The 21,670-nt window shown below is 70.0% G+C and carries 17 protein-coding genes; 6 read left to right on the top strand and 11 right to left on the bottom strand.

Features of this window, described 5'->3' with window-relative positions:
* The first annotated feature begins 36 nt into the window (after positions 1-36).
* Genes OG623_RS04675 through OG623_RS04655 form a run of 5 tightly spaced genes read left to right on the top strand, consistent with a single transcriptional unit; the run spans position 37 to position 4,831 of the window.
* Positions 37-834 carry an ABC transporter ATP-binding protein gene (locus OG623_RS04675; RefSeq protein WP_406144529.1) on the top strand — a complete coding sequence of 266 codons (798 nt, stop codon included), beginning with the start codon at positions 37-39 and terminating at the stop codon, positions 832-834.
* Complete coding sequence (locus tag OG623_RS04670) at positions 831-1,607, top strand: ABC transporter ATP-binding protein (RefSeq protein ID WP_406144527.1); 777 nt, start codon at positions 831-833, stop codon at positions 1,605-1,607. The genes OG623_RS04675 and OG623_RS04670 overlap by 4 nt, the downstream gene beginning before the upstream one ends.
* Positions 1,604-2,494 carry a branched-chain amino acid ABC transporter permease gene (locus OG623_RS04665; RefSeq protein WP_406144525.1) on the top strand — a complete coding sequence of 297 codons (891 nt, stop codon included), beginning with the start codon at positions 1,604-1,606 and terminating at the stop codon, positions 2,492-2,494. The genes OG623_RS04670 and OG623_RS04665 overlap by 4 nt, the downstream gene beginning before the upstream one ends.
* Positions 2,487-3,581 (top strand): branched-chain amino acid ABC transporter permease, encoded by a 1,095-nt coding sequence (locus OG623_RS04660; RefSeq protein WP_406144523.1) that lies wholly within the window; start codon positions 2,487-2,489, stop codon positions 3,579-3,581. Before OG623_RS04665 ends, OG623_RS04660 begins: the two co-directional genes overlap by 8 nt.
* The gene (locus tag OG623_RS04655) at positions 3,578-4,831 is read left to right on the top strand and encodes an ABC transporter substrate-binding protein (RefSeq protein ID WP_406144521.1); all 1,254 of its coding nucleotides are present in this window, start codon (positions 3,578-3,580) and stop codon (positions 4,829-4,831) included. The genes OG623_RS04660 and OG623_RS04655 overlap by 4 nt, the downstream gene beginning before the upstream one ends.
* 92 nt (positions 4,832-4,923) lie before the next feature.
* Here the strand turns inward: OG623_RS04655 and OG623_RS04650 are convergent, their stop codons facing one another.
* Positions 4,924-6,813 carry a glycosyl hydrolase family 28-related protein gene (locus OG623_RS04650; protein ID WP_406144519.1) on the bottom strand — a complete coding sequence of 630 codons (1,890 nt, stop codon included), beginning with the start codon at positions 6,811-6,813 and terminating at the stop codon, positions 4,924-4,926.
* A gap of 502 nt (positions 6,814-7,315) precedes the next feature.
* Here OG623_RS04650 and OG623_RS04645 point away from each other — a divergent pair.
* Positions 7,316-9,427 (top strand): acyltransferase family protein, encoded by a 2,112-nt coding sequence (locus OG623_RS04645; RefSeq protein WP_406144517.1) that lies wholly within the window; start codon positions 7,316-7,318, stop codon positions 9,425-9,427.
* Positions 9,428-9,433: 6 nt separating this feature from the next.
* Here the strand turns inward: OG623_RS04645 and OG623_RS04640 are convergent, their stop codons facing one another.
* The 10 genes from OG623_RS04640 to OG623_RS04595 form a co-directional block, all read right to left on the bottom strand.
* On the bottom strand, positions 9,434-11,569 hold the full coding sequence (locus OG623_RS04640; RefSeq protein WP_406144516.1) for a SpoIIE family protein phosphatase: 2,136 nt from the start codon (positions 11,567-11,569) through the stop codon (positions 9,434-9,436).
* 171 nt (positions 11,570-11,740) lie between these two features.
* A complete protein-coding gene (gene pssA / locus OG623_RS04635) occupies positions 11,741-12,559 on the bottom strand; it encodes a CDP-diacylglycerol--serine O-phosphatidyltransferase (protein ID WP_362890839.1) in 819 nt (272 codons plus the stop codon).
* A gap of 22 nt (positions 12,560-12,581) precedes the next feature.
* On the bottom strand, positions 12,582-13,229 hold the full coding sequence (locus tag OG623_RS04630; RefSeq protein ID WP_362890768.1) for a phosphatidylserine decarboxylase: 648 nt from the start codon (positions 13,227-13,229) through the stop codon (positions 12,582-12,584).
* Positions 13,230-13,411: 182 nt separating this feature from the next.
* Positions 13,412-14,653 (bottom strand): acyl-CoA dehydrogenase family protein, encoded by a 1,242-nt coding sequence (locus OG623_RS04625; RefSeq protein WP_406144515.1) that lies wholly within the window; start codon positions 14,651-14,653, stop codon positions 13,412-13,414.
* A gap of 2 nt (positions 14,654-14,655) precedes the next feature.
* Positions 14,656-15,183, bottom strand: coding sequence for a MaoC family dehydratase (locus OG623_RS04620; RefSeq protein WP_406144513.1), 528 nt, complete (start codon positions 15,181-15,183; stop codon positions 14,656-14,658).
* A gap of 2 nt (positions 15,184-15,185) precedes the next feature.
* Positions 15,186-16,151, bottom strand: coding sequence for an HpcH/HpaI aldolase/citrate lyase family protein (locus OG623_RS04615; protein WP_406144511.1), 966 nt, complete (start codon positions 16,149-16,151; stop codon positions 15,186-15,188).
* Positions 16,148-18,160: a protein meaA gene (locus OG623_RS04610; protein ID WP_406144509.1), complete on the bottom strand. Its 2,013-nt coding sequence runs from the start codon at positions 18,158-18,160 to the stop codon at positions 16,148-16,150. The genes OG623_RS04615 and OG623_RS04610 overlap by 4 nt, the downstream gene beginning before the upstream one ends.
* Before the next feature lie 8 nt (positions 18,161-18,168).
* On the bottom strand, positions 18,169-19,542 hold the full coding sequence (gene ccrA, locus OG623_RS04605; RefSeq protein ID WP_406144507.1) for a crotonyl-CoA carboxylase/reductase: 1,374 nt from the start codon (positions 19,540-19,542) through the stop codon (positions 18,169-18,171).
* Positions 19,543-19,909: 367 nt separating this feature from the next.
* Positions 19,910-20,701 (bottom strand): GNAT family N-acetyltransferase, encoded by a 792-nt coding sequence (locus OG623_RS04600; RefSeq protein ID WP_406144505.1) that lies wholly within the window; start codon positions 20,699-20,701, stop codon positions 19,910-19,912.
* 69 nt (positions 20,702-20,770) lie between these two features.
* Positions 20,771-21,586, bottom strand: coding sequence for a TetR family transcriptional regulator (locus OG623_RS04595; protein WP_406144504.1), 816 nt, complete (start codon positions 21,584-21,586; stop codon positions 20,771-20,773).
* Positions 21,587-21,670: the final 84 nt, after the last annotated feature.

Below are 21,670 nucleotides of genomic sequence, written 5' to 3'. Positions count from 1 at the left end.
TGGCACCACGACGACCAGTCGGAAGGAGGAGGACGCATGGCAACGCTCGAGATCCGCCACCTGTCCGTGGGCTACGGCCCGGTACGCGCACTGCGTGACGTCTCCGTCGACGTGCCGGCCGGTGCGATCACCGCTGTACTCGGCGGCAACGGCGCGGGCAAGACCACACTGCTGCGGGCCGTGTCGCGGACCCTCGGCTTCCACCGCGGTACGGGCACGGGCACCATCCGCTTCGACGGCCGCCCCCTGGAAGGGCTGGGCCCCGACCGGGTGGTGGCGGCAGGAGTCATCCAAGTGCCCGAAGGGCGGCAGGTGTTCGCTCGGATGACGGTGGCGGACAATCTGCGGGCCGGCGCACTGGGGGCACGCGGCGGGCGCAAGGCGGCGGCCGCCGCCCTCCGCCGCGTACACGAGCTGTTCCCGGTGCTCGCCGAACGCGCGCACCAGCGGGCCGGACTGCTGTCCGGCGGTGAGCAGCAGATGCTGGCGATGGGCCGCGCCCTGATGGCGGGCCCCCGGCTGCTGCTGCTCGACGAGCCCTCCCTCGGCCTCGCCCCGCTGATGGCGGCCAGGATCGCCGAGACCGTCCAGGAGATCAACGCGGGCGGCACCTCCGTCATGCTCGTCGAGCAGAACGCGGCCTTGGCGCTGCGGCTCGCCTCCACGGCGTACGTACTCGACGTCGGCGAGGTCGCACTCGAAGGGCCGGCCGACGAGCTCGCCGCATCCGACGAGGTACGCCGGCGCTACCTCGGCGTCGTCGACGAGACGGCCGCCGACGACGCCGCGCAGGCGCAGGGCGTCACCCGCACCCTGAGCAGGTGGTCGGCGTGACGAGAGCCCCGGCCCCGCTCGCCGTACGCGAGGTGACCGTGCGCTTCGCCGGGCTCACCGCGCTGGACGCGGTGTCCTTCACCGTCGAACCGGGCAGCGTGCACGCCCTCATCGGCCCCAACGGTGCGGGGAAGTCCACCACCTTCAACGTGCTCTCCGGCGTCTACCGCGCCACCTCGGGCACCGTGCGGCTGGGTTCCACCGAACTCACCGGTCTCGCCCCGCACGCGATCGCGGGACTCGGCGTCGCCCGCACCTTCCAGAACCTGGCCCTGCCGCCGCACGCCACCGTCGCCGAAAGCCTCATGCTCGGTCGGCACCGGCTCACCAGGGCTGGGTTCGTGGCCTCCGGGCTGCGGCTGCCCTCGGCCACCCGGGAGTCCCACCGTCATCTCCAACGGGTGCGTGAGATAGCGGAGTTCATCGGCCTGGACAGGGAGCTCGACTTCCCGGCGGGCGCCCTCCCGTACGGGAAGCAGAAGCTCGTCGAGCTCGGCCGCGCCCTGTGCATGGAGCCCGAGGTGCTCCTCCTGGACGAGCCCATCGCCGGCATGACCGCCGAGGAGCGCCGCCGCACCGCGGCCGTCGTCGGCGGAGTCCGCGACAGCCTCGGCATCTCGATCGTCATGGTCGAACACGACATGGGGGTCGTCATGCGGCTCGCGGACGCGGTGACCGTACTCGACTTCGGACGCAGGATCGCGGGTGGCACGCCCGCCGAGGTGCAGAACGATCCGGCCGTCGTGCGGGCCTACCTGGGGGCGCGGCAATGACCACCTTCATCGAACTCCTCCTCGGCGGACTGTCCATCGGCTCCGTCTACGCACTGATCGCCCTCGGTTTCGTCGTCATCTTCAAGGCCACCGAGGTCGTCAACTTCGCCCATGCCTCGCTGCTGCTCGCCGGCGGCTACGTCACCGCCGTACTCCACGACGACATCGGTTTCTGGCCCGCGCTCGGTGTGGGCGTCGCGGGGGCGGCGGTCGTCGGTTCGGCGGTCGAGTTCTTCGTCATGCGCCGCTACCGGGGAAGCGACCAGAGCGTCCTGGCCATCGTCACCATCGGCGTCGACATCCTCCTCACCACCGAACTCACCCGGCGCATGGGCACCGATGTGATGTCGCTCGGCGACCCATGGGGGGACGACGTCGTCACCGTCGGAGGCGTCACCCTCGCCGAGACCCGTATCGCGGCGTTCCTCGTCGCGGGGCTGCTCATCACGGTGTTCCTGCTGGCCTTCCGCTTCACCTCCTGGGGCGTGTCGATGCGGGCAGCCGCCGAGAATCCGCGGACCGCAGCCCTGATGGGCATCCGCCTCGGCCGGGTCTCCCTCTCCGCCTGGGCGGTCGCCGGAGCACTCGCCGCGGTCGCCGCGCTCTTCCTCACCGTGTTCCCGACCCCCGGCCTGGAACGGGCCACCTCACTCGCCGCGCTCAAGGCGTTCCCCGCCGCGATCCTCGGCGGCCTCGACTCGACGACGGGGGCACTCGTCGGCGGGCTCGTCGTCGGAGTCACCGAGTCACTCGCCACGGGCTACCAGAGCGATCTCTCCTTCCTCGGACGCGGCATCGGTGATCTCGCGCCGTATCTGGTGATGGTGGTCGTCCTGCTCGTCCGGCCGGCGGGACTCTTCGGTACGAAGGAGCTGTCCCGTGTCTGAAGCCGTCCAGGACACCGGCGCGCGCGAGGCGCTCACCGCCCGGCTGCGCGGGCCCGCCCCCTACCTCTGGCTCGCCGGCTCGGTGCTGCTCCTGCTGTTCCCGTTCTACCTGGACCGCTTCTGGCTCCAGGCCGGACTGTTCGCCATGGCCGCCGCGATCGGGGCGATCGGCCTCAACCTCCTCACCGGCTCCACCGGCCAGCTCTCCATGGGACACGCCTTCTTCCTCGCGGTCGGCGCGTACGGCTACTGCGTCCTGGCGGGGGAGAGCAGCACGGAGAACGGCCATGCCCTCACCGGGCTCGGTCTGCCCACCTGGCTCGCCGCCGTCCTGGCCGTGCTCCTCGCGGGCGCGGCCGGCGGGCTCTTCAGCCCCATCGCGGGGCGGCTGAGCGGCGCCTACCTCGGAATCGCCACCCTCGCGCTGATCTTCATCGGCCAGCACGTGCTGTTCAACGCGGGCTCGCTCACCGGCGGTTTCAACGGCCGCCCGGTGCCGACCCTCTCGCTCTTCGGGTTCACCTTCGACGACACCGAGGTGGTCGTGGCCGCAGTGCCCTTCCACTCGTCGGAAAAGCTCTGGTACCTAGCGCTGGTCGCCCTCCTGGCCTGTGCACTCTTCGCCCGCGGGGTGCTGCGCGGCAGGCCGGGCCGGGCGCTCAACGCCATCAGGGACCACCGTGTCGCCGCCGGTGTGATGGGGGTTCCCGTGGCCCGCTACCGGGCCGGTGTCTTCGTCCTGTCCTCGATGTACGCGGGCCTCGCGGGCGTCCTGCTCGCGCTGGTCTTCCAGCGGACCGTGCCCGAGTACTTCGGCATGATCCTGTCCCTCGAATACCTCGCCATGATCGTCATCGGCGGTCTCGGCAGCGTCGCGGGAGCCGTCATCGGCGCCGCGTTCGTCTCGCTGCTCCCGCAGGTACTCACGCACTACAGCGACTCCCTCCCCCTGGTGTCAGCCCCCGGTACGGGCGGCGTCGCACCGGGCGAGGCGTCCCGCTATCTGTACGGCGCCGCGGTCGTCGCGGTCGTCCTGTTCCTGCCCGGCGGCATCGCGCGTCCCAAGAATCCAGGGGAGAAGAAATGAAGCTACGTGTTGTCGGAGCCGTCGTCGCGGCTCTCACCCTCACCCTCGCGGGATGCAGCGGGAAGGCGACGTCGTCGGAGGACGGCGCCGGGGACGCCCAGGGCGTGAAGACGGGGCAGGGCGTCACCGAATCGAAGATCACTCTCGGGGCGCTGACCGACATGACCGGGGTGTACGCCTCGCTGGGCAAGAGCGTCACCCAGGCACAGCAGCTCTGGGTCGAGGAGACCAACAAGGCGGGCGGCATCTGCGACCGGAAGATCGAACTGGCCGTCCGTGACCATGGATACGACCCGCAGAAGGCGGTCAGCGCCTACACCGAGCTGGAACCGGACGTGCTGGGCTTCACCCAGTTCATCGGCTCCCCGTTCGTCGCCGCCGTCGAGTCGCGCATCGACGGCCAGGACAAGGGCATCGTGCTGCCCCAGGCCTGGTCGGCGAATCTGGTCGGCTCGAAGTACGTACGTGTCATCGGCGCCACCTACGACGTCGAGACGATCAACCTGATCGACTTCCTGCTGGACGGGAAGCGCATCGCCGAGGGCGACAGGATCGGGCATGTCTACTTCGAGGGCGACTACGGTGAGAACGCCCTGGCCGGCTCCAGGTACGCGGCGAAGCAGGCGGGCCTGACCGTCGTCGAGCAGAAGATCAAGCCGACCGACAACGACATGACCGCCCAGGTCTCCGCGCTCAAGCAGGCCGGGGTGAAGGCGGTCGTCGTCAGCGCAGGCCCGCGTCAGGCGGCCTCCCTGGTCGGCGTGGCCGCGGCCACCGGCTTCGAGGTCCCGGTCGTCGGCAACAACTCCGCCTACGCCCCGCAGCTCCTGGCCACCCAGGCGGGCGCCGCCCTCCAGAAGGACTACTACATCGGCGCCTCCACCCTGCCCATCGGTGACAAGGCCGAGGGACCGTCGAAGCTCGCCGCGGCGTACGCGGCCAGGTACCCGAAGGACGGCCTCGACAACGGCGTCATCGCCGGATACAACGCGGCGTCCGTCTTCGGAGAGGCCCTGGAGAAGGCCTGCGCGTCCAAGGACCTCACCCGTGCGGGCGTCGACGATGCCCTGCTCACCGTCAAGGACTTCGGCGCCGACTTCGGGATCCCGCACGACTTCACCGACCCGTCGGCGCCCTCCACCCGGCAGACCGTCGTCATGAAGCCCGACGCGAAGGTCCCCGGCGGGCTCACGGTGGTCCGCGCGGCCGAAGCGGCCCCGGCCGCCGAGTCCTTCACGCCCGCGCCCTGACCTCCCCGCACCCGCGCGGTGCCGGGCCCGGCCGTGGGGGCCGGACCCGGCACCGCGCGGTCACTCCCGCGTGAACTGCCGCAGGTGCGTGTCTACGGGGCCGCCGTCCCTCCGGGGACCCCGCCGTTGGTCCACACCGGGTCCGGCCAGACACCGGTGCAGGCGGGCGGGTCCGCGTACCAGCCCGAGTTGCCCGAGCCCTGGGTGATCTCGAAGCCACTGCCGACACAGTTGTGGATCGGGTTGGACTGCGCGATGTTCGTGGCGACGACGTCGTCGAACGTGGCGGCGCCCGGCGCCTGGATCTGCAAGGCGTACGTACCGGCCCCGTCGATCCTGATGTGGTCGAAGTGCAGCCCTTCGCTGGAGCCCTCGATCAGATGGATCGCGGCGTAGGAGCTGTCCAGGATCTCGCTGTCGCTGATGTTGATGGTCGCGCCGCTGATCGGTTCGTTGAGTCCGCTGAACCAGATCGCACCGACGCCGAACTGCCAGTTGAAGTCGTTGTTCCCGGTCCTGATCAGGGTGTTGCGGGCGGCGGTGTGCGTGCCCGAAACCGCCGTACCCTGACCGGAGTTGACACCCGGATAGCGGTTGGCGATGTGCAGTCCGCCGCCGTTGGTGACGGTGTCCGCCATGACGTTGTCGGAGATCGTGATGTCCTTGCCGCCGTACGTGACGATGTTGTTGGCGAGTACCGGCAGGATCACGGTGTTGAAGGTGAACTCGTTGTTCACGTTCGGGACGTTCTCCGCCCACATGGCCAGCCCGTCGTCGCCGGTGTTGCGGACGAAGGTGTTGGTCACCGTGGAGTTCGTGACGCCGTAGTGGAAGTTCACCCCGTCGGCGGTCTGGTCGAGGATCCGGCTGTTCCTGACCGTGAAGTCGTCCATCGGACCGTCCATCCAGGCACCGCACTTGGTGTGCTGCATCCAGACGTTGTCCACCACCGAGTGGGACATGGCGCCGCCGATGGCGTTGACCTGGTCCTCGTCCACCCGCTCGCGGATGTCGCCGATGATGGCGAAGTCCTTGAGGGTGACATCGCTGCTGCCGCCGTCGTCCGCGTACTTCCCGTAGACCCCGACCGCCTTGCTGCGGTCCGTCGGGTGTCGCCCCGTCAGCACGCTGTACCAGGGACCGGCGCCGCGCAGGGTCACCTGGTCGACGACGATGTGGTCGGTGACCTGGAACGTGCCCTGCGGGATGTACACCTCCTTGCCCTGGGCGCTGCCCGCGTCGACCGCGGCCTGGATCTCCTCGGTGGAGTCGGCCCCGCCCGTCGGGTCCGCGCCGAAGTCGTCCACCACGTCCAGCGCCCCGGACGGCTTGTCGACGGGCGCGGCGACCTGCTCGAAGTCCGCCAGGTCGATGGTGAACGAGGGTGACTCGTCGGTGGAGGTCACCTGGAGCCTGACCTTCGTACCGGCGGCCAGGGTGGACCCGAACATGGTCCGTGTCTCGTCGTAGAAGTGGTGCGGGTCGGTGTCTCCCGGATTGTTGTTGAACGGGTAACCCCCGTAGAACCAGCCGTACTTCGACGTCACCGGCACGCTCTTGAGCGATTCGCCGTCGACCCGCAGGTCGAGCGAGGCGTCCAGGCCGGCCCCGGCCGCGTCGTCCGGGAGCGAGTAGCGGAAGGTCATGGCGTTCGCGGCGGCCGTGAGGGTGAACTCGACGTACTCACCGGTGGCGTCGAGGGTGACGGCCTGCCGCCCCGAGGCCTCGGACGGCAGGGAGCCGTAGAGGCGGTCGGGGCCGATCAGGGTGCCGTTGGTGGCGGCGTACTCGGCCTCCTGCTCCTCGAACGGGACGGTGGCGCCCCGGCCGGAAATCCCGACGGGCGACGGAGCGGGGACCGCGGCGGCCGTGGCCGGGGAGGCGCCGGCCAGTACCACTGTCGCTGTGGCGGCCAGTGCGAGGGCGAGTGAGGCGGACAGGGAGCGTCCGAGCGAACGGGGTCCGATACGGGGTGGGGTCACGTGTGGGCGTCCTTGCGGCTCGTGGGGGCTCTTCGGACGCCCACAGGCTAGGAGCACTCACGTAAAGAAGTCCACGGTGCTGCGTAAGATATTGAGTGTATCGCTCAAATTCATGACTGAGCTGCGGGAATTCCGAGCGTGTGCGCGGGGGTGCGACGCGTCCGGAGCCGGGCGGCGTCTTCAAGTGGTGAAGCTTGTCATGCCCATTGACAGGTGTTCCTCTCTACTGGCTTTATATGACGAGGGCATGGGAGCGCTCCCATGGCCTTTCCAGAACCCCCTGGGGTGCCGATGAACCCCACCGCCTCGGCACCCCAGGGCTTCCACCGCACCGCACCGGGGCGCCCGGCCGGCACCGGGCGGCCGCAGGGGGATGAACCGCCGGTTTCACGGGGCTGAACCTTCGCCCGGGAGGCCGATCGGGGCGGCGACACCGCAACCCGGGGGACGGGCGGACCGATCTTCTTGGCTGAAGCAGATCCGTCAGCCGAGGAGCCATCTGATGCCCAGCACCACGCCCGCCGAGATACGCACCGCCCCGGCGCGCGAGGGATCCGCACCACCAGGAGCCCGCACCGGACGGCTCGACATCCAGGGGTTGCGCGCGGTGGCCGTCGGTCTCGTGGTCCTCTCGCACGCGGGAGTGTCCCAGGTCGGCGGCGGTTACATCGGCGTCGACGTCTTCTTCGTGATCTCCGGCTTCCTCATCACCTCGCTGCTGCTGCGTGAACTCGCCACCACCGGGAGGGTGTCGGTCCGTTCGTTCTACGCCCGCCGAATACTCCGGCTGCTCCCCGCGTCATCCCTGGTCATCGCCGTGACACTGGCCGGGACATGGCTGTTCCTGTCGAAGGCGCGGCTCGCCGAGTACGCGGGCGACGCCCTCGCCGGAGCCCTGTACACGGTCAACCTCCGGCTGGCGGCGGCCGGTACGGACTATCTGGCCCAGAACAGCCCGCCCTCGCCGTTTCAGCACTTCTGGTCGCTGGCCGTGGAGGAGCAGTTCTATCTGGTGTGGCCGCTGCTCCTGCTGCTGGCCTGGCGGATCGCCCGCGGCAGGCGCCGGCCGGTCGCGGTGCTCCTCGGGGCACTGTGCCTGGGGTCGTTCGCGGCCAGCGTCCTCGTGACGCACTCCTCGCCGTCCTGGGCGTACTTCGGCTCCGTCACCCGCGCCTGGGAGCTGGGGGCAGGCGCGTTCCTCGCGCTGGGCGCCCGCCGGCTGGAACGCCTGCCGGCCGCCCTCGCGGCCACGATGTCCTGGCTCGGTCTCGCCTGCCTCGCGCTGGCGGCGGTCCGGTACGACGACGGGACGCCCTTCCCCGGCCACCACGCCCTCCTGCCCGTCGCCGGGGCCGCGCTCGTCCTGGCGGGCGGCTGCGCCCGCGCCCCGTACGGCGCGGGGTGGCTGCTCGGCCGGCGGCCGCTGGTGTGGCTCGGCGGGCTCTCCTACGGCTGGTACCTCTGGCACTGGCCGCTGCTGGTCATCGTGCCGTCGGCACTGGGCAGCGCCGACGGCACGGCCGGCGTACCCCTCGCGCTCGGGCTCTCGGCGGCGGCACTCGGCCTGGCATGGCTGACCCTGCGCCTCGTCGAGAACCCGGTCCGCTTCCAGCGGGCCCTGCGCACGCGCCCCCGCCGCGCCCTGGTTCTCGGGGCCGCCCTGTCGGCCGGCACCACGGCGCTGTCCCTGACGGCGGCAGCCGTCCCGCCGACGATCGAAGTCGGCGGCCCCGCACCCGCGTTGACGCGGGCCGTCCAGGACGCGCCCACCCCGCAGTCGCGCCTGGCCGCACTCCTGGCCGCGTCCCCCACGGCCCTGCCGAGCAACCTCACCCCGCCCCTGACCCAGGTCAAGTCCTCCCGCTCCGCGGTCTACCGGGACGGCTGCCACGTCGACTACGCCGCCACCGGCATCCGGCCCTGCGTCTACGGCGACCGTACGTCCTCCCGTACGGTCGTCCTCTTCGGCGACTCCCACGCGGCCCAGTGGTTCCCCGCGCTGCAACGGCTCGCGACCGTACGCGGCTGGAAGCTGGTCTCGCTGACGAAGGCCTCCTGCAAGGCCGCCGATGTCACGATCATCAGCGGCCACGAGCCGTACACCGCGTGCGACACCTGGCGCTCCCGCGCCATGGCACGGATCAAGGATCTCCACCCCGACCTGGTCGTCGTCTCCTCGTCGGACGCCGGAGACCCGTACCGCCCCGCCGCCGACCCCCTGCGTCAGTGGACCACCGGCTTCGAGCACACCTTCCGCGACCTGGGCTCCTCGGGCGGCCGGGTCGCCACCCTGCTCGACACCCCGTGGCCCGAGGGCGACCCGGTCGACTGCGCCGCCAGGAACTCCCTGCAACTGCGCGCCTGCGCGAACCATCTGCCGGAAGCCGTCCACGACGCGAGCCGCGGCGCCGCAGTCCGTGCCGCCGCGTCCGCCACGGGCACCGCCGTCATCGACCCCACACCCTGGCTCTGCGCTCCCCGCACCGGCCTCTGCCCCGTGGTCGTCGGCGACACCGCGGTCTACCGCGACGAGAGCCATCTCTCGGAGGCGTACGCGGCCGCGCTCGCCCCGGTGCTCGCCCCCTCGCTGGACGGCCTCGTCGGCGGGTCATGACCTCTGTCAGCCCTCCCGCGACAGGGCGTTCAGGAGCAGCAGGGCGATGTCGTCGGTGCCGGGTGTGGCCCGTTTCGCGTACCGGACGAGCGTGTCGGCGACCGATTCCATGTCCTGCTCCAGGGCGAGAGCGAGGTGCGAGGCGAACTCGGTGGTGGCGTCGTCGAGGTCCACCCCCGGGGCCTCCATGAGCCCGTCGGTGTACAGGGCGAGCACCGAGCCGGGCGGCAGCGGCACCTCGACCGTCGGATAGCGGGACGCGGGATCGATGCCGAGGAGGAGGCCGGGCGGCAGGTCGAGGGCCTCCGTCTGTCCGTCGGGCTGCCGCAGCAGGGGCGCGGGGTGGCCGGCGGTGGCCAGGCGGACGGTGTGCCGGGCGAGGTCGATATGCGCGTAGAGGCAGCTGGTGAACAGGCCGGGGTCGAGGTCGGTGAGCAGACGGTTGGTGCGGGCCAGCACCTCGTCCGGTGGCGCGCCTGCCGAGGCGTGCACGGCGGTACGGACCTGGCCCATGAGCGCGGCGGCGTTCTCGTTGTGGCCCTGTACGTCGCCGATGGTCGCGGCGGCCGTCGTGTCGTCGAGCCGGATCAGGTCGTAGAAGTCCCCGCCGATCCCCATGCCCCGCGTCGAGGGCAGATAGCGGGCCGCCACGTCCAGGCCGGCGACCGGCGGCAGGCTGTGGGGCAGGAGGTGGGCCTGCAGGCTGTGTGCGAGCCGGTCCTTGGTGTCGTAGAGGCGGGCGCGGTCCAGAGCCTGGGCGAGGAGGCCGGCGATGGAGGTCAGCAGGGCGCGTTCATCGAGGTCGAAGGTGTGCGGCCGGTCGTAGGCGAGCGCCAGGGCGCCGACGGGGTGCCCGGAGACGACCAGCGGGAGGAAGGCGCAGGCGGCGACCGCGGCGTCCAGCCCCGCCGATGGGTAGGCGCGCTGCAGCTCGGTGAGGCTGGAGTAGAAGTCGGGGATGCCCGTCATCAGCACATGCGCCGCAGGCGTGGGCGAGGTCAGGGGTGCGCCGTCGAAGCGGTCCATCAGCGAGGGCCTGGTGCCCCGGCGGCCCTCGACCCTCAGCCGTCCCTCCACCGCGGTCATCACGACGAGGGTCTGGACCCGGAACGCGGGCATCAGCTGGTCGCCGGTCAGCTCGATCACGTCCTGGGTGCCGACGGCCTCGGTGAGCGTCGCCGCCAGGTGCATCAGGTGGTACAGGGCCGTGGCACGGCCGGGTACGGGGGAATGGGCGGACAGCGCGGGTGCCGGGACGTCCTTCGGGCCCGGGCGTTTCGTGGGCACGATCCGGACGCTGATACCGGTGGCGTTCGGGAACAGATGGAAGGAGAGCCAGTGGTCCGGTGGCCGGAGCACGTTGAAGGAGATCCGCTGGCGGCTGATGACGGCCGCCCGGTAGTGGTCCTCGACGGCGGGGTTGTCCAGCCAGGGGAGTGACACCCAGGGCAGGGTGCCCAGCACCTTGTCGGCCGGGGCGCCGAGCAGGTCGGCGGCGGCGTCGTTGAGGAAGGTGACGGTGCCGTCGATGGCCAGCGAGCAGCTCCCGCCGGGCAGCCGCCGCACGAACTCCGCCGTGGCGACGGCCTCGCCCGGTCCCGGCGTGGGCGGATCCGGCGGGGGCAGCACCCGCGGCTGGGCGCCGGCCAGGATCGGGTAGCCGCTGCTCTCCGACTGCTGGAGGAGCATGCCGATGCCATGGCAGCCCCGGACGACCGCCTCACGCTCCGCGTCCGTCAGCTGCGGGGGATGCGAGCCCGGCCACAGCAGCACGAGCCCGCCCCGGTCGGTGGCGCCCGCACGGATGGGCGCGGCGCCCAGCGCGAAGCGGTACGGCAGGACGAGCGCGGGGCGCGGGTAGCGGCGCGCCAGTTCCTCCTGGCTGCCGAGCCAGATCAGACACCCCAGGCGTACGGCGTCGGCCACCGGCATCGGGGCGGAGAGGGGCACCCGGGTCCAGGGGGTGGCCAGCTGCCCTGGGACACCCGAGAGCACGGCGAGCTGCAGCGTGGTGTCGTTCCGGGGGAGCAGGTACAGCATCGCCACGGACGCGCCGGTCTCACGCACGAGCCGGGTCACGGCGCTGCCCAGCAGCTCCGTGCCCGAGCCTGTGGCGGCCACGGGGGCCGCGGGGTTCCGCACGCTCTCCAGCCTCCCCCGCGCCGGGCGGCGGCGCACCCGCTGCCGGGGGCGGTGCGTGCGCTCCCGTGGCAGTGCCCGGCCACCGCACGCACGAGGGCCCGGATGCCGGGGAGCATCCGGGCCCTCGCGCTGTCGCGTTCGTGCCGCGTTCGTGTCGCGTGTTCCGCGTGGCTACGGGAGCTGCGCGGTCCGCGCCTCGCGCCGGTTGTCGCGGAAGGTGTTCACCCGCCGTGCCGTGGCGAAGAGCGGGATCACCGCCCCCAGGACGACCTGGAGGGCGCAGCCGGTCTGGAGGAGCAGCTGGCCACCGGGGGCGTCGAACGCCCAGGCGGCGAGGAGCCCCATCGCGGCCACGATCCAGCTGAGCATCGCCACCGCGAGGACACCCCGCGGCTTCGGGTACTCGACCCGGCTGACCATCAGCCACGCCACCCCGATGATCGCGAGCAGCGTCGGCACGAAGGGCAGCTCGAGAAGCACGATCGAGATGACCGTGAGCGCTCCGAAGGGGCTCGGCATGCCCTGGAACATGCCGTCCTTCAAGGTCACGCACGAGAACCGCGCAAGCCTCAGCACCACCGCCAGCAGCACCACGATCCCCGCGAGCGCCGACACCCGCTGGTGTGCGTCGTCCGCGACCATCCCGTACACCAGCACGAAGTACGCCGGGGCGAGACCGAAGCTGATCAGGTCGGAGAGGTTGTCCAGCTCCGCACCCATCGGGGAGGAGCGCAGCTTGCGGGCCACGAGCCCGTCGAACAGGTCGAACACGGCCGCCATGAGCATGAGGATCACCGCGGTCGCCGCGGAGTGCCTCGCCATGCCCGACTCGTCGCTGCCCGTGAGGTGCGGGATGAGGATCCCCGTAGTGGTGAAGTACACCGCCATGAAACCGCACGTGGCGTTACCGAGCGTGAGCGTGTCCGCTATCGAGAGCCGCATCGAGAGCGGCATGTCCTCGACGTCGTCCTGCTCCTCCGCCTCGGGCACCCAGCCCGCCTGGGTATCAGGATCAATCACGGTCAATTCGAGTCACCCCCGCGGTCGTGGCCTGGCCGACCTCGACCGCCACGTCGACACCTTCCGGAAGGTAGATGTCCACGCGCGAGCCGAAGCGGATCAGACCGATGCGTTCGCCCTGCTCCACCTTCGTGCCCTGCGGGATGTAGGGGACGATGCGACGGGCGACCGCTCCCGCGATCTGCACCATCTCGATGTCGCCGAGCTCGGTGTCGAAGTGCCAGACAACGCGCTCGTTGTTCTCGCTCTCCTTGTTGAACGCCGGGACGAACCCGCCCGGGATGTGCTCGACCGAGGTCACGGAACCGGCCAGCGGGGCCCGGTTGACGTGGACGTTGAGCGGGCTCATGAAGATCGCGACGCGGGTGCGCCCGTCCTTCCACGGCATGATGCTCTGCACCACGCCGTCGGCCGGCGAGATGACGCGGCCCTGGGTGATCTCGCGCTCGGGGTCGCGGAAGAACCACAGCATGCCCGCCGCGAGCGCGGTGGTGGGCACGGCCACGGCCGCCCAGCGCCCGGACTTACGGGCCCGGGCAAGGCTGAGGGCGGCGGTGGCGACGGTCGGGAGGAGCCACGGCGATGCTCCGCGCGCAAGGCGGACCCCGCCGCGTGGTGCAGAGATTTGGCTGTCGGGCATGGATGACCTTCGTAGCGGATGATGCCGCGCTGGCAACGGGGGGACGGCGGCTTTCCCGCGATGCTATCGGGTGCGAGCGGCAACTGGGCAAGCCAGCAGCCGAGTCGGACAGCTGAAAGGCCCCGGACGGGGTTGATCGGGTGTGACGTTGTTCGCCACTAAATCACCTCGAAAGAGACATTTCAGCCCTGGAACCGGTACTCCTCGAGCAGCCGGCGACCGATGATCATTTTCTGGATCTCGGCGGTACCTTCACCGATCAACAGCATCGGCGCCTCGCGGTACAGGCGCTCGATCTCGTACTCCTTGGAGAAGCCGTAACCGCCGTGGATACGGAAAGCGTCCTCGACGACTTCCTTGCAGTACTCGGAGGCGAGGTACTTCGCCATCCCGGCCTCCAGGTCGTTCCGCTCCCCGGAGTCCTTTTTGCGTGCCGCATTCACCATCATCGCATGCGCGGCTTCGACCTTGGTGGCCATTTCGGCCAGTTTGAACTGGATCGCCTGGTGCTGGGCGATCGGTTTTCCGAAGGTCTGGCGCTGCTGGGCGTACGACACGCCCAGTTCGAAGGCACGTTGTGCTACTCCGCAGCCACGCGCGGCAACATTCACCCGCCCTACCTCGACACCGTCCATCATTTGGTAAAAACCTCGGCCGGTGGTCCCGCCGAGCACCCGATTGGCCGGAATGCGTAGTCCGTCCATGATGAGCTCGGTGGTGTCGACACCCTTGTAGCCCATCTTGTCGATCTTCCCCGGGATGGTGAGACCGGGGCGGACCTCGCCGAAGCCGGCCTCCTTCTCGACCAGGAAGGTGGTCATCGACTTGTGCGGCGCCGTGCCCTCGGGGTGTCCTTCGTCACTCCGGCAGAGGACGGCGACCAGGGTGGACGAGCCGCCGTTCGTCAGCCACATCTTCTGGCCGTCGAGCACGTACTCTCCCCCGCTCTCGGCTCCGCTCGAGCGGGAGGTGCCCCCATCGTCCCAGACGCCCTTGGACGAGATGGCGGAGACGTCGGAGCCCAGGGCCGGCTCGGACATCGAGAAGGCGCCCCGCACCTCGCCCAGCGCCATCCGGGGCAGGAAGGTGTCCTTCTGCTCCTGCGTGCCGTGCTGCTTGAGCATGTACGCCACGATGAAGTGCGTGTTGATGATGCCCGACACGCTCATCCAGCCACGGGCGATCTCCTCGACGCACAGCGCGTACGTGAGGAGCGACTCGCCCAGGCCGCCGTACTCCTCCGGGATCATCAGCCCGAACAGGCCGAGTTCCTTGAGGCCTTCGACGATGTCCGTCGGATATTCGTCACGGTGCTCGAGTTCGGTCGCGACAGGAATGATCTCCTTGTCCACGAAATCCCGCACCGTGGAGAGAATTTCCTGCTGGACATCCGTCAGACCGGCGGTCTGTGCGAGTCGGCTCATGGCTACTTCTCCACGTTCTTGCTCGATGGCTGATCGAACTCGGGGCGGCCGGGCTGCTCGCCGCCGCGCTCCTCGATGTACGTCTCGGTGGGGACCATCACCTTGCGGCGGAACACGCAGACCAGCGTGGAGTCCTGCTTGTAGCCCCTCGTCTCGACGTACACGATGCCCCGGTCGCTCTTGGACCTCGACGGTGTCTTGTCGAGCACGGTGGTCTCGCCGTAAATGGTGTCACCGTGGAAGGTCGGTGCCACATGCTTCAACGACTCCACCTCCAGATTGGCGATGGCCTTTCCGGAGACATCGGGCACCGACATGCCGAGCAGCAGCGAATAGATGTAGTTGCCGACGACGACGTTCTTGCCGAAATCGGTCGTCCGCTCGGCGTAGTTGCTGTCCATGTGCAGTGGGTGGTGATTCATGGTCAGCAGGCAGAAGAGGTGGTCGTCGTATTCGGTGACCGTTTTTCCGGGCCAGTGCTTGTAGACAGCACCGACCTCGAATTCCTCGTATGTGCGTCCGAACTGCATGGTCAGGCCTCCGGGGCTTCGAACTTGGAGGTGCGCTGCATCCCGGCGGCGCGGCCCTTGCCCGCGACGACCAGGGCCATCTTGCGGCTGGCCTCGTCGATCATCTCGTCGCCGAGCATCGCCGAGCCCTTCTTGCCGCCCTCCTCGGAGGTGCACCAGTCGTAGGCGTCGAGGATGAGCTCGGCGTGGTCGTAGTCCTCCTGCGAGGGCGAGAACACCTCGTTCGCCGCGTCGACCTGACCGGGGTGCAGCACCCACTTGCCGTCGAAGCCCAGGGCCGCGGCGCGGCCCGCGACCTCGCGGTACGCGTCCACGTCACGGATCTGGAGGAAGGGGCCGTCGATGGCCTGGAGGTCGTGCGTACGGGCGGCCATCAGGATGCGCATGAGGATGTAGTGGTACGCGTCCGCCGGGTAGCCGGGCGGCTGCTGGCCGACGACCAGGGTCTTCATGTTGATCGAGGCCATGAAGTCGGCCGGGCCGAAGATCAGGGTCTCCAGGCGCGGTGAGGCGGCGCCGATGTCGTCGATGTTCACCAGGCCCTTGGCGTTCTCGATCTGCGCCTCGATGCCGATGCGGCCGACCTCGAAGCCCATCGTCTTCTCGACCTGGGTCAGCAGCAGATCCAGCGCGACGACCTGCTGGGCGTCCTGGACCTTGGGGAGCATGATGCAGTCGAGATTCGGGCCGGCGCCCTCGACGACCGTGATGACGTCCCGGTAGGTCCAGTGGGTCGTCCAGTCGTTGACCCGCACCACACGGGTCTTGCCGGTCCAGTCACCGTTGTTCAGGGCGTCGACGATGTGGTGCCGGGCCCCCTCCTTGGCGAGCGGTGCGCAGGCGTCCTCCAGGTCCAGGAAGACCTGGTCGGCCGGCAGGCCCTGGGCCTTCTCCAGGAACCGCGGGTTCGAGCCGGGAACCGCCAGGCAGGAGCGGCGCGGTCGCAGACGGTTCACAGGGGCAGTCATGCGGGGACCTCCAGAGGGTCGAGCTTGTTCGCTTTCCGGATCTCGTCGACGATACGGCCGATGATCTCGGTGATACCGAAGTCCTTCGGGGTGAAGACGGCGGCCACGCCGGCCGCGACGAGGGCGTGCGCGTCGGCCGGCGGGATGATGCCGCCCGCGATCACGGGGATGTCCGGCGCACCGGCCTCACGCAGCCGGTGCAGCACGTCCGGCACCAGTTCGGCGTGCGAGCCGGACAGGATGGACAGACCGACGCAGTGCACGTCCTCGGCCAGCGCCGCGTCGGTGATCTGCTCGGGCGTCAGCCTGATGCCCTGGTAGACCACCTCGAAGCCGGCGTCCCTGGCGCGTACGGCGATCTGTTCGGCGCCGTTGGAGTGCCCGTCGAGGCCGGGTTTGCCCACCAGCAGGCGCAGCCGTCCGATGCCCAGGTCGGCAGCGGTGCGGGAGACCTTCTCGCGGACCAGTGCGAGCGGGGTCCCCGCCTCGGCGGCCACCGCCACCGGCGCGGACGAGACGCCCGTCGGCGCCCGGAACTCGCCGAACACATCGCGCAGGGCCCAGGCCCACTCACCCGTGGTGACGCCCGCCCGTGCGCACTCGACGGTCGCCTCCATCATGTTGGCGGTGCCCGCCGCGGCCTTCTTCAGCGCCGCCAGTGACTCGGTGGCGCGTGCCTCGTCGCGGTTGTCCCGCCACTCGTGCAGCGCGGCGACGACCCTGGCCTCGTTCTCGGGATCCACGGTCATGATCGCCGCGTCCAGGTCGGCGGTCAGCGGGTTGGGCTCGGTCGTCTCGTAGATGTTGACGCCGACGATCTTCTCCTCGCCGCCCTCGATCCTGGCCCGCCGTGCGGCGTGAGAGGAGACGAGCTCGGACTTGAGATAGCCGGACTCCACGGCGGCCATCGCGCCGCCCATCTGCTCGATCCGGTCGATCTCGGCCAGCGAATCGGTGACCAGGGAGTCGACCTTGGCCTCGATGACATGCGAACCGGCGAAGATGTCCTCGTACTCCAGGAGGTCGCTCTCGTGCGCCAGCACCTGCTGGATGCGCAGCGACCACTGCTGGTCCCACGGGCGCGGCAGCCCCAGTGCCTCGTTCCAGGCGGGCAGTTGCACGGCGCGGGCGCGGGCGTCCTTGGAGAGGGTGACGGCCAGCATCTCCAGCACGATGCGCTGGACGTTGTTCTCCGGCTGGGCCTCGGTCAGCCCCAGGGAGTTGACCTGCACGCCGTAGCGGAAGCGCCGCTGCCTGGGGTCGGTGACGCCGTACCGCTCGCGCGTCACCTGGTCCCAGATGCGGCCGAAGGCGCGCATCTTGCACATCTCCTCGATGAAGCGGACCCCGGCGTTCACGAAGAAGGAGATACGCGCGACGACGTCGCCGAACTTCTCCTCGGGCACCTGCCCCGAGTCCCGCACGGCGTCGAGCACCGCGATGGCCGTCGACATGGCGTACGCGATCTCCTGGACCGGAGTGGCCCCCGCCTCCTGCAGGTGGTAGCTGCAGATGTTGATCGGGTTCCACTTCGGGATGCGGTTGACCGTGTACGTGATCATGTCGGTCGTCAGCCGCAGCGACGGGACCGGCGGGAAGACGTGCGTCCCCCGCGACAGGTACTCCTTCACGATGTCGTTCTGCGTCGTGCCCTGGAGCCTGTCGGGGTCGGCGCCCTGTTCCTCGGCGACCACCTGGTAGAGCGCCAGCAGCCACATCGCCGTGGCGTTGATGGTCATCGAGGTGTTCATCTGCTCCAGGGGGATGTCCTGGAACAGCCGCCGCATGTCACCGAGGTGCGAGACCGGCACGCCGACCCGGCCCACCTCGCCGCGGGCGAGCACATGGTCGGGGTCGTAGCCGGTCTGCGTGGGCAGGTCGAAGGCGACCGAGAGACCCGTCTGGCCCTTGGCGAGGTTGCGCCGGTAGAGCTCGTTGGACGCCTCGGCGGTCGAGTGACCCGCATACGTCCGCATGAGCCACGGCCGGTCCTTCTGACGTTCGGTCATGGCGGACCTCAGACGTTCCTGCTGGACGGGACGGCCTGCTCCGCCTGGGTGTCACGGAACAGGTTGATGGCGTCGACGTGCTGCTCGCGGAGCTCCGTGTCGCGCACGCCCAGGCCCTCACGGGGGGCCAGCGCGAGCACACCGACCTTGCCCTGGTGCAGATTGCGGTGCACGTCGTAGGCGGCCTGCCCGGTGTCGTCGAGGGAGTACACCTTCGACAGGGTCGGGTGGATCTTGCCCTTCGCGATGAGCCGGTTCGCCTCCCACGCCTCGCGGTAGTTGGCGAAGTGCGAGCCGACGATCCGCTTCAGCGACATCCACAGGTAGCGGTTGTCGTACTCGTGGGTGTAGCCCGAGGTCGAGGCACAGGTGACGATCGTGCCGCCCTTGCGGGTCACGTACACGCTCGCGCCGAAGGTCTCGCGGCCCGGGTGCTCGAAGACGATGTCCACGTCCTCGCCGCCGGTCAGCTCGCGGATGCGCTTGCCGAACCGCTTCCACTCGCGGGGGTCCTGGTGGTTCTCGTCCTTCCAGAACCTGTAGCCCTCGGCGTTGCGGTCGATGATCGCGGTGGCGCCCATCTTCCGGCAGATCTCCGCCTTCTGGTCGCTGGAGACGACACAGATCGGATTGGCGCCGCCGGCCAGGGCGAACTGTGTGGCGTAGGAGCCGAGTCCGCCGCTGGCGCCCCAGATCAGCACGTTGTCGCCCTGCTTCATGCCGGCGCCGTTCTGCGAGACGAGCTGGCGGTACGCCGTGGAGTTGACCAGGCCGGGAGCCGCGGCCTCCTCCCAGCTGAGGTGTCCGGGCTTCGGCATCAGCTGGTTGGACTTGACCAGTGCGAGCTCTGCCAGGCCGCCGAAGTTGGTCTCGAAGCCCCAGATGCGCTGCTCGGGGTCGAGCATCGTGTCGTTGTGGCCGTCGGAGGACTCCAGCTCCACCGAGAGGCAGTGCGCGACGACTTCGTCACCCGGGGCCCAGGCGTTGACGCCGGGTCCGGTGCGCAGGACGACGCCCGCGAGGTCGGATCCGATGACGTGGTACGGCAGGTCGTGGCGCTTGCTGAGGTCGCTCAGCTTGCCGTAGCGCTCCAGGAAGCCGAAGGTCGAGACGGGCTCGAAGATCGAGGTCCAGACGGAGTTGTAGTTCACCGAGCTGGCCATGACCGCGACCAGGGCCTCGCCCGGGCCGAGCTCGGGCACCGGCACGTCCTCGATGTGCAGGGACTTGCGGGGGTCCTTGTCGCGGCTCTCGACGCCGGCGAACATCTCCGCCTCGTCCTTGTGCACGGTCACCGCGCGGTACGACTCGGGGATGGGCAGAGCCGCGAAGTCCGCGGCCGTACTGTCCTGCGATTGGATCGCGTCCAGGATTTCCTTCACGGTGTTGCCTCCGGCAGATCGGGTCTCCGGCGTCGAGGGAAACGCTCGGAGGACCCCTGTGGTCAGGGGAGCTGTGCGGTGTGGAGGTGTGCCGTCGGTTCGGCGGGTGGTGCTCTGTGCCTGCTCGGTGGAGCAGAAGGGGTTTGCCTGTGACGCAGGCGTCCGGGCGCGTGGACACGTGGTCCCCGGGGACAGCCGGCGTACGAGTGATCTCTGCACGCCGGCCGCCCGGACACCTTCAACGTATGGCACTGCGTGACAGGTGACAAGGCACCCAGTGCCAACAATTTCTCTCAGTTGTCATCTCGGTGGCACGCATGAGCAACATCATGGTTGGTATGCGTCATTGGTCCGCCTTTTGCCGGTGCTACGGCGCGGTGCGGTACACGTACGGCGTCGTCGTGCCGAGCGCCGTGAAGCCGAGGCGCCGGAGGATCGGGGCGGAATCGTCCGTCGCGTCGACCTGGAGGACGCGGTAGCCACGCTCCGCGGCCACACGGGCCCGGTGGGCGATCAGCGCCCGGTAGATGCCCCTGCCGCGCCACTCGACCGCTGTTCCGCCGCCCCAGAGGCCCGCGAAGCCGGTCCCGGGGTACATCTCCATCCGGGCCGAGCTGACCGGTTCGCCGTCCGCGAGGGCGACGACCGCGACGAACGTGTCAGGGGCATCTGCGAGCCGCGCCAGTGACTGCCTGCGCAGCCACGAGCTGTCGGTGCCGAAGGCCCGCTCGTGTGCCTGGAGCATCAGCTCCACCCCGCCTGCGTCGGACACCTCGTGGAGCTCCACGCCGGCGGGAAGCTCCACCGTGGTGCGCTGATCGGCGACCGGCGCGACGAGCAGCGTCTCCGGTGGCTCCGCCACGAAGCCCGCAGCCCGCAGCCTCCCGCCCAGGTCGGCGGGCCGGTCGTGGGAGTACAGCTTCCACTCGAACTCGTGGTGCCCGAGGGCCGTGTAGTGCTCCACCTGCGCCGCGATGGCCGCTTCGGCCCGTGCGGGGCCGAGATCGGGGGCGGTCCACACGACTCCGTTCCAGTCGTCGGCGGAGCCGACCTGGCGGACGAGGTCGGGCGTGCGCTCGATCCGTACGCCGGGGCCGTCGGGGCGTGCGTGTTCGCGCATCTCGTGATCGAAGAGCGCCAGCATCTCATCGGGTTCCATGGACGCATCCGAGCACCCCGGCCCCCGCCGGGCCACCGGGTTTCACGCGCGCACCGCGGGCCCCGCCGCTCAGTGCTCCTTGAGTGCCTGCTGGATCGTGCGCATGACCTCGTCGAGCGGCGCGTCGGTACGGGCCACGGCGACCAGCACCTCGCCCTCCCTCGACACCGAAGCCGCGGAGGCGTTCCCGGGCTCGGCCCCCAGGGTCCGCCCCGCCCCGATCCCCGTGCCGAAGGTCCTCCGTACGATCGCGAACGCGTGGTCGAGCTGCGACTCCACATCACCCTGGCCGTCCGCGCGCAGCCACCGCCGCAGCACATGGTTGTGCGCGGTCACCACGGCGGACGCGGCGACCTCGGCGAGCAGCGGGTCGTCATTGCCCACCTGGTGGTCGCGCTCATCGAAATGGCCCAGCAGATAGCGCGTGAACAGCCGCTCGTAGCGCGCCACCGAGGCGATCTCCGCCTCCCGGAGCGTGGGCACCTCACGGGTCAGCTGGTAGCGGGCCACGGAGACCGCGGGCTTCGCCGCGTACATCTTCATGACCTCCTTGATGCCGCGGCACACCGTGTCGAGCGGGTGCTCGTGCGCGGGGGCGGCGTTGAGGACGGCCTCGGCCCTGACGAGGGTGTCGTCGTGGTCCGGGAAGATGGCCTCTTCCTTGGAGCGGAAGTGGCGGAAGAAGGTGCGCCGGGCGACCCCGGCGGCCCCCGCGATCTCGTCGACCGTCGTCGCCTCGTACCCCTTCGTGGCGAACAGTTCCATGGCCGCCGCGGCCAGTTCGCGGCGCATTTTGAGCCGCTGCGCGGCGGCCCGGGTGCCCGCGGCACTCTCCGGGGCATCCGTCGAGGCGGAGGTACGAGGGGACTTGGCGGGTTGGGACATGAGGTGAACGTAACCCATCGGTGTGGCCGGGCGCGCCTGTGGGGGCGGGCCGCCCGACCGCCCCAGCAACCCGCCCCACTCACC

Source organism: Streptomyces sp. NBC_01012 (assembly GCF_045162755.1).
Lineage (GTDB): Bacteria > Actinomycetota > Actinomycetes > Streptomycetales > Streptomycetaceae > Streptomyces.
Note: the sequence above shows the minus strand (reverse complement) of the source record. Positions and strands in the feature narration are given on the sequence as shown.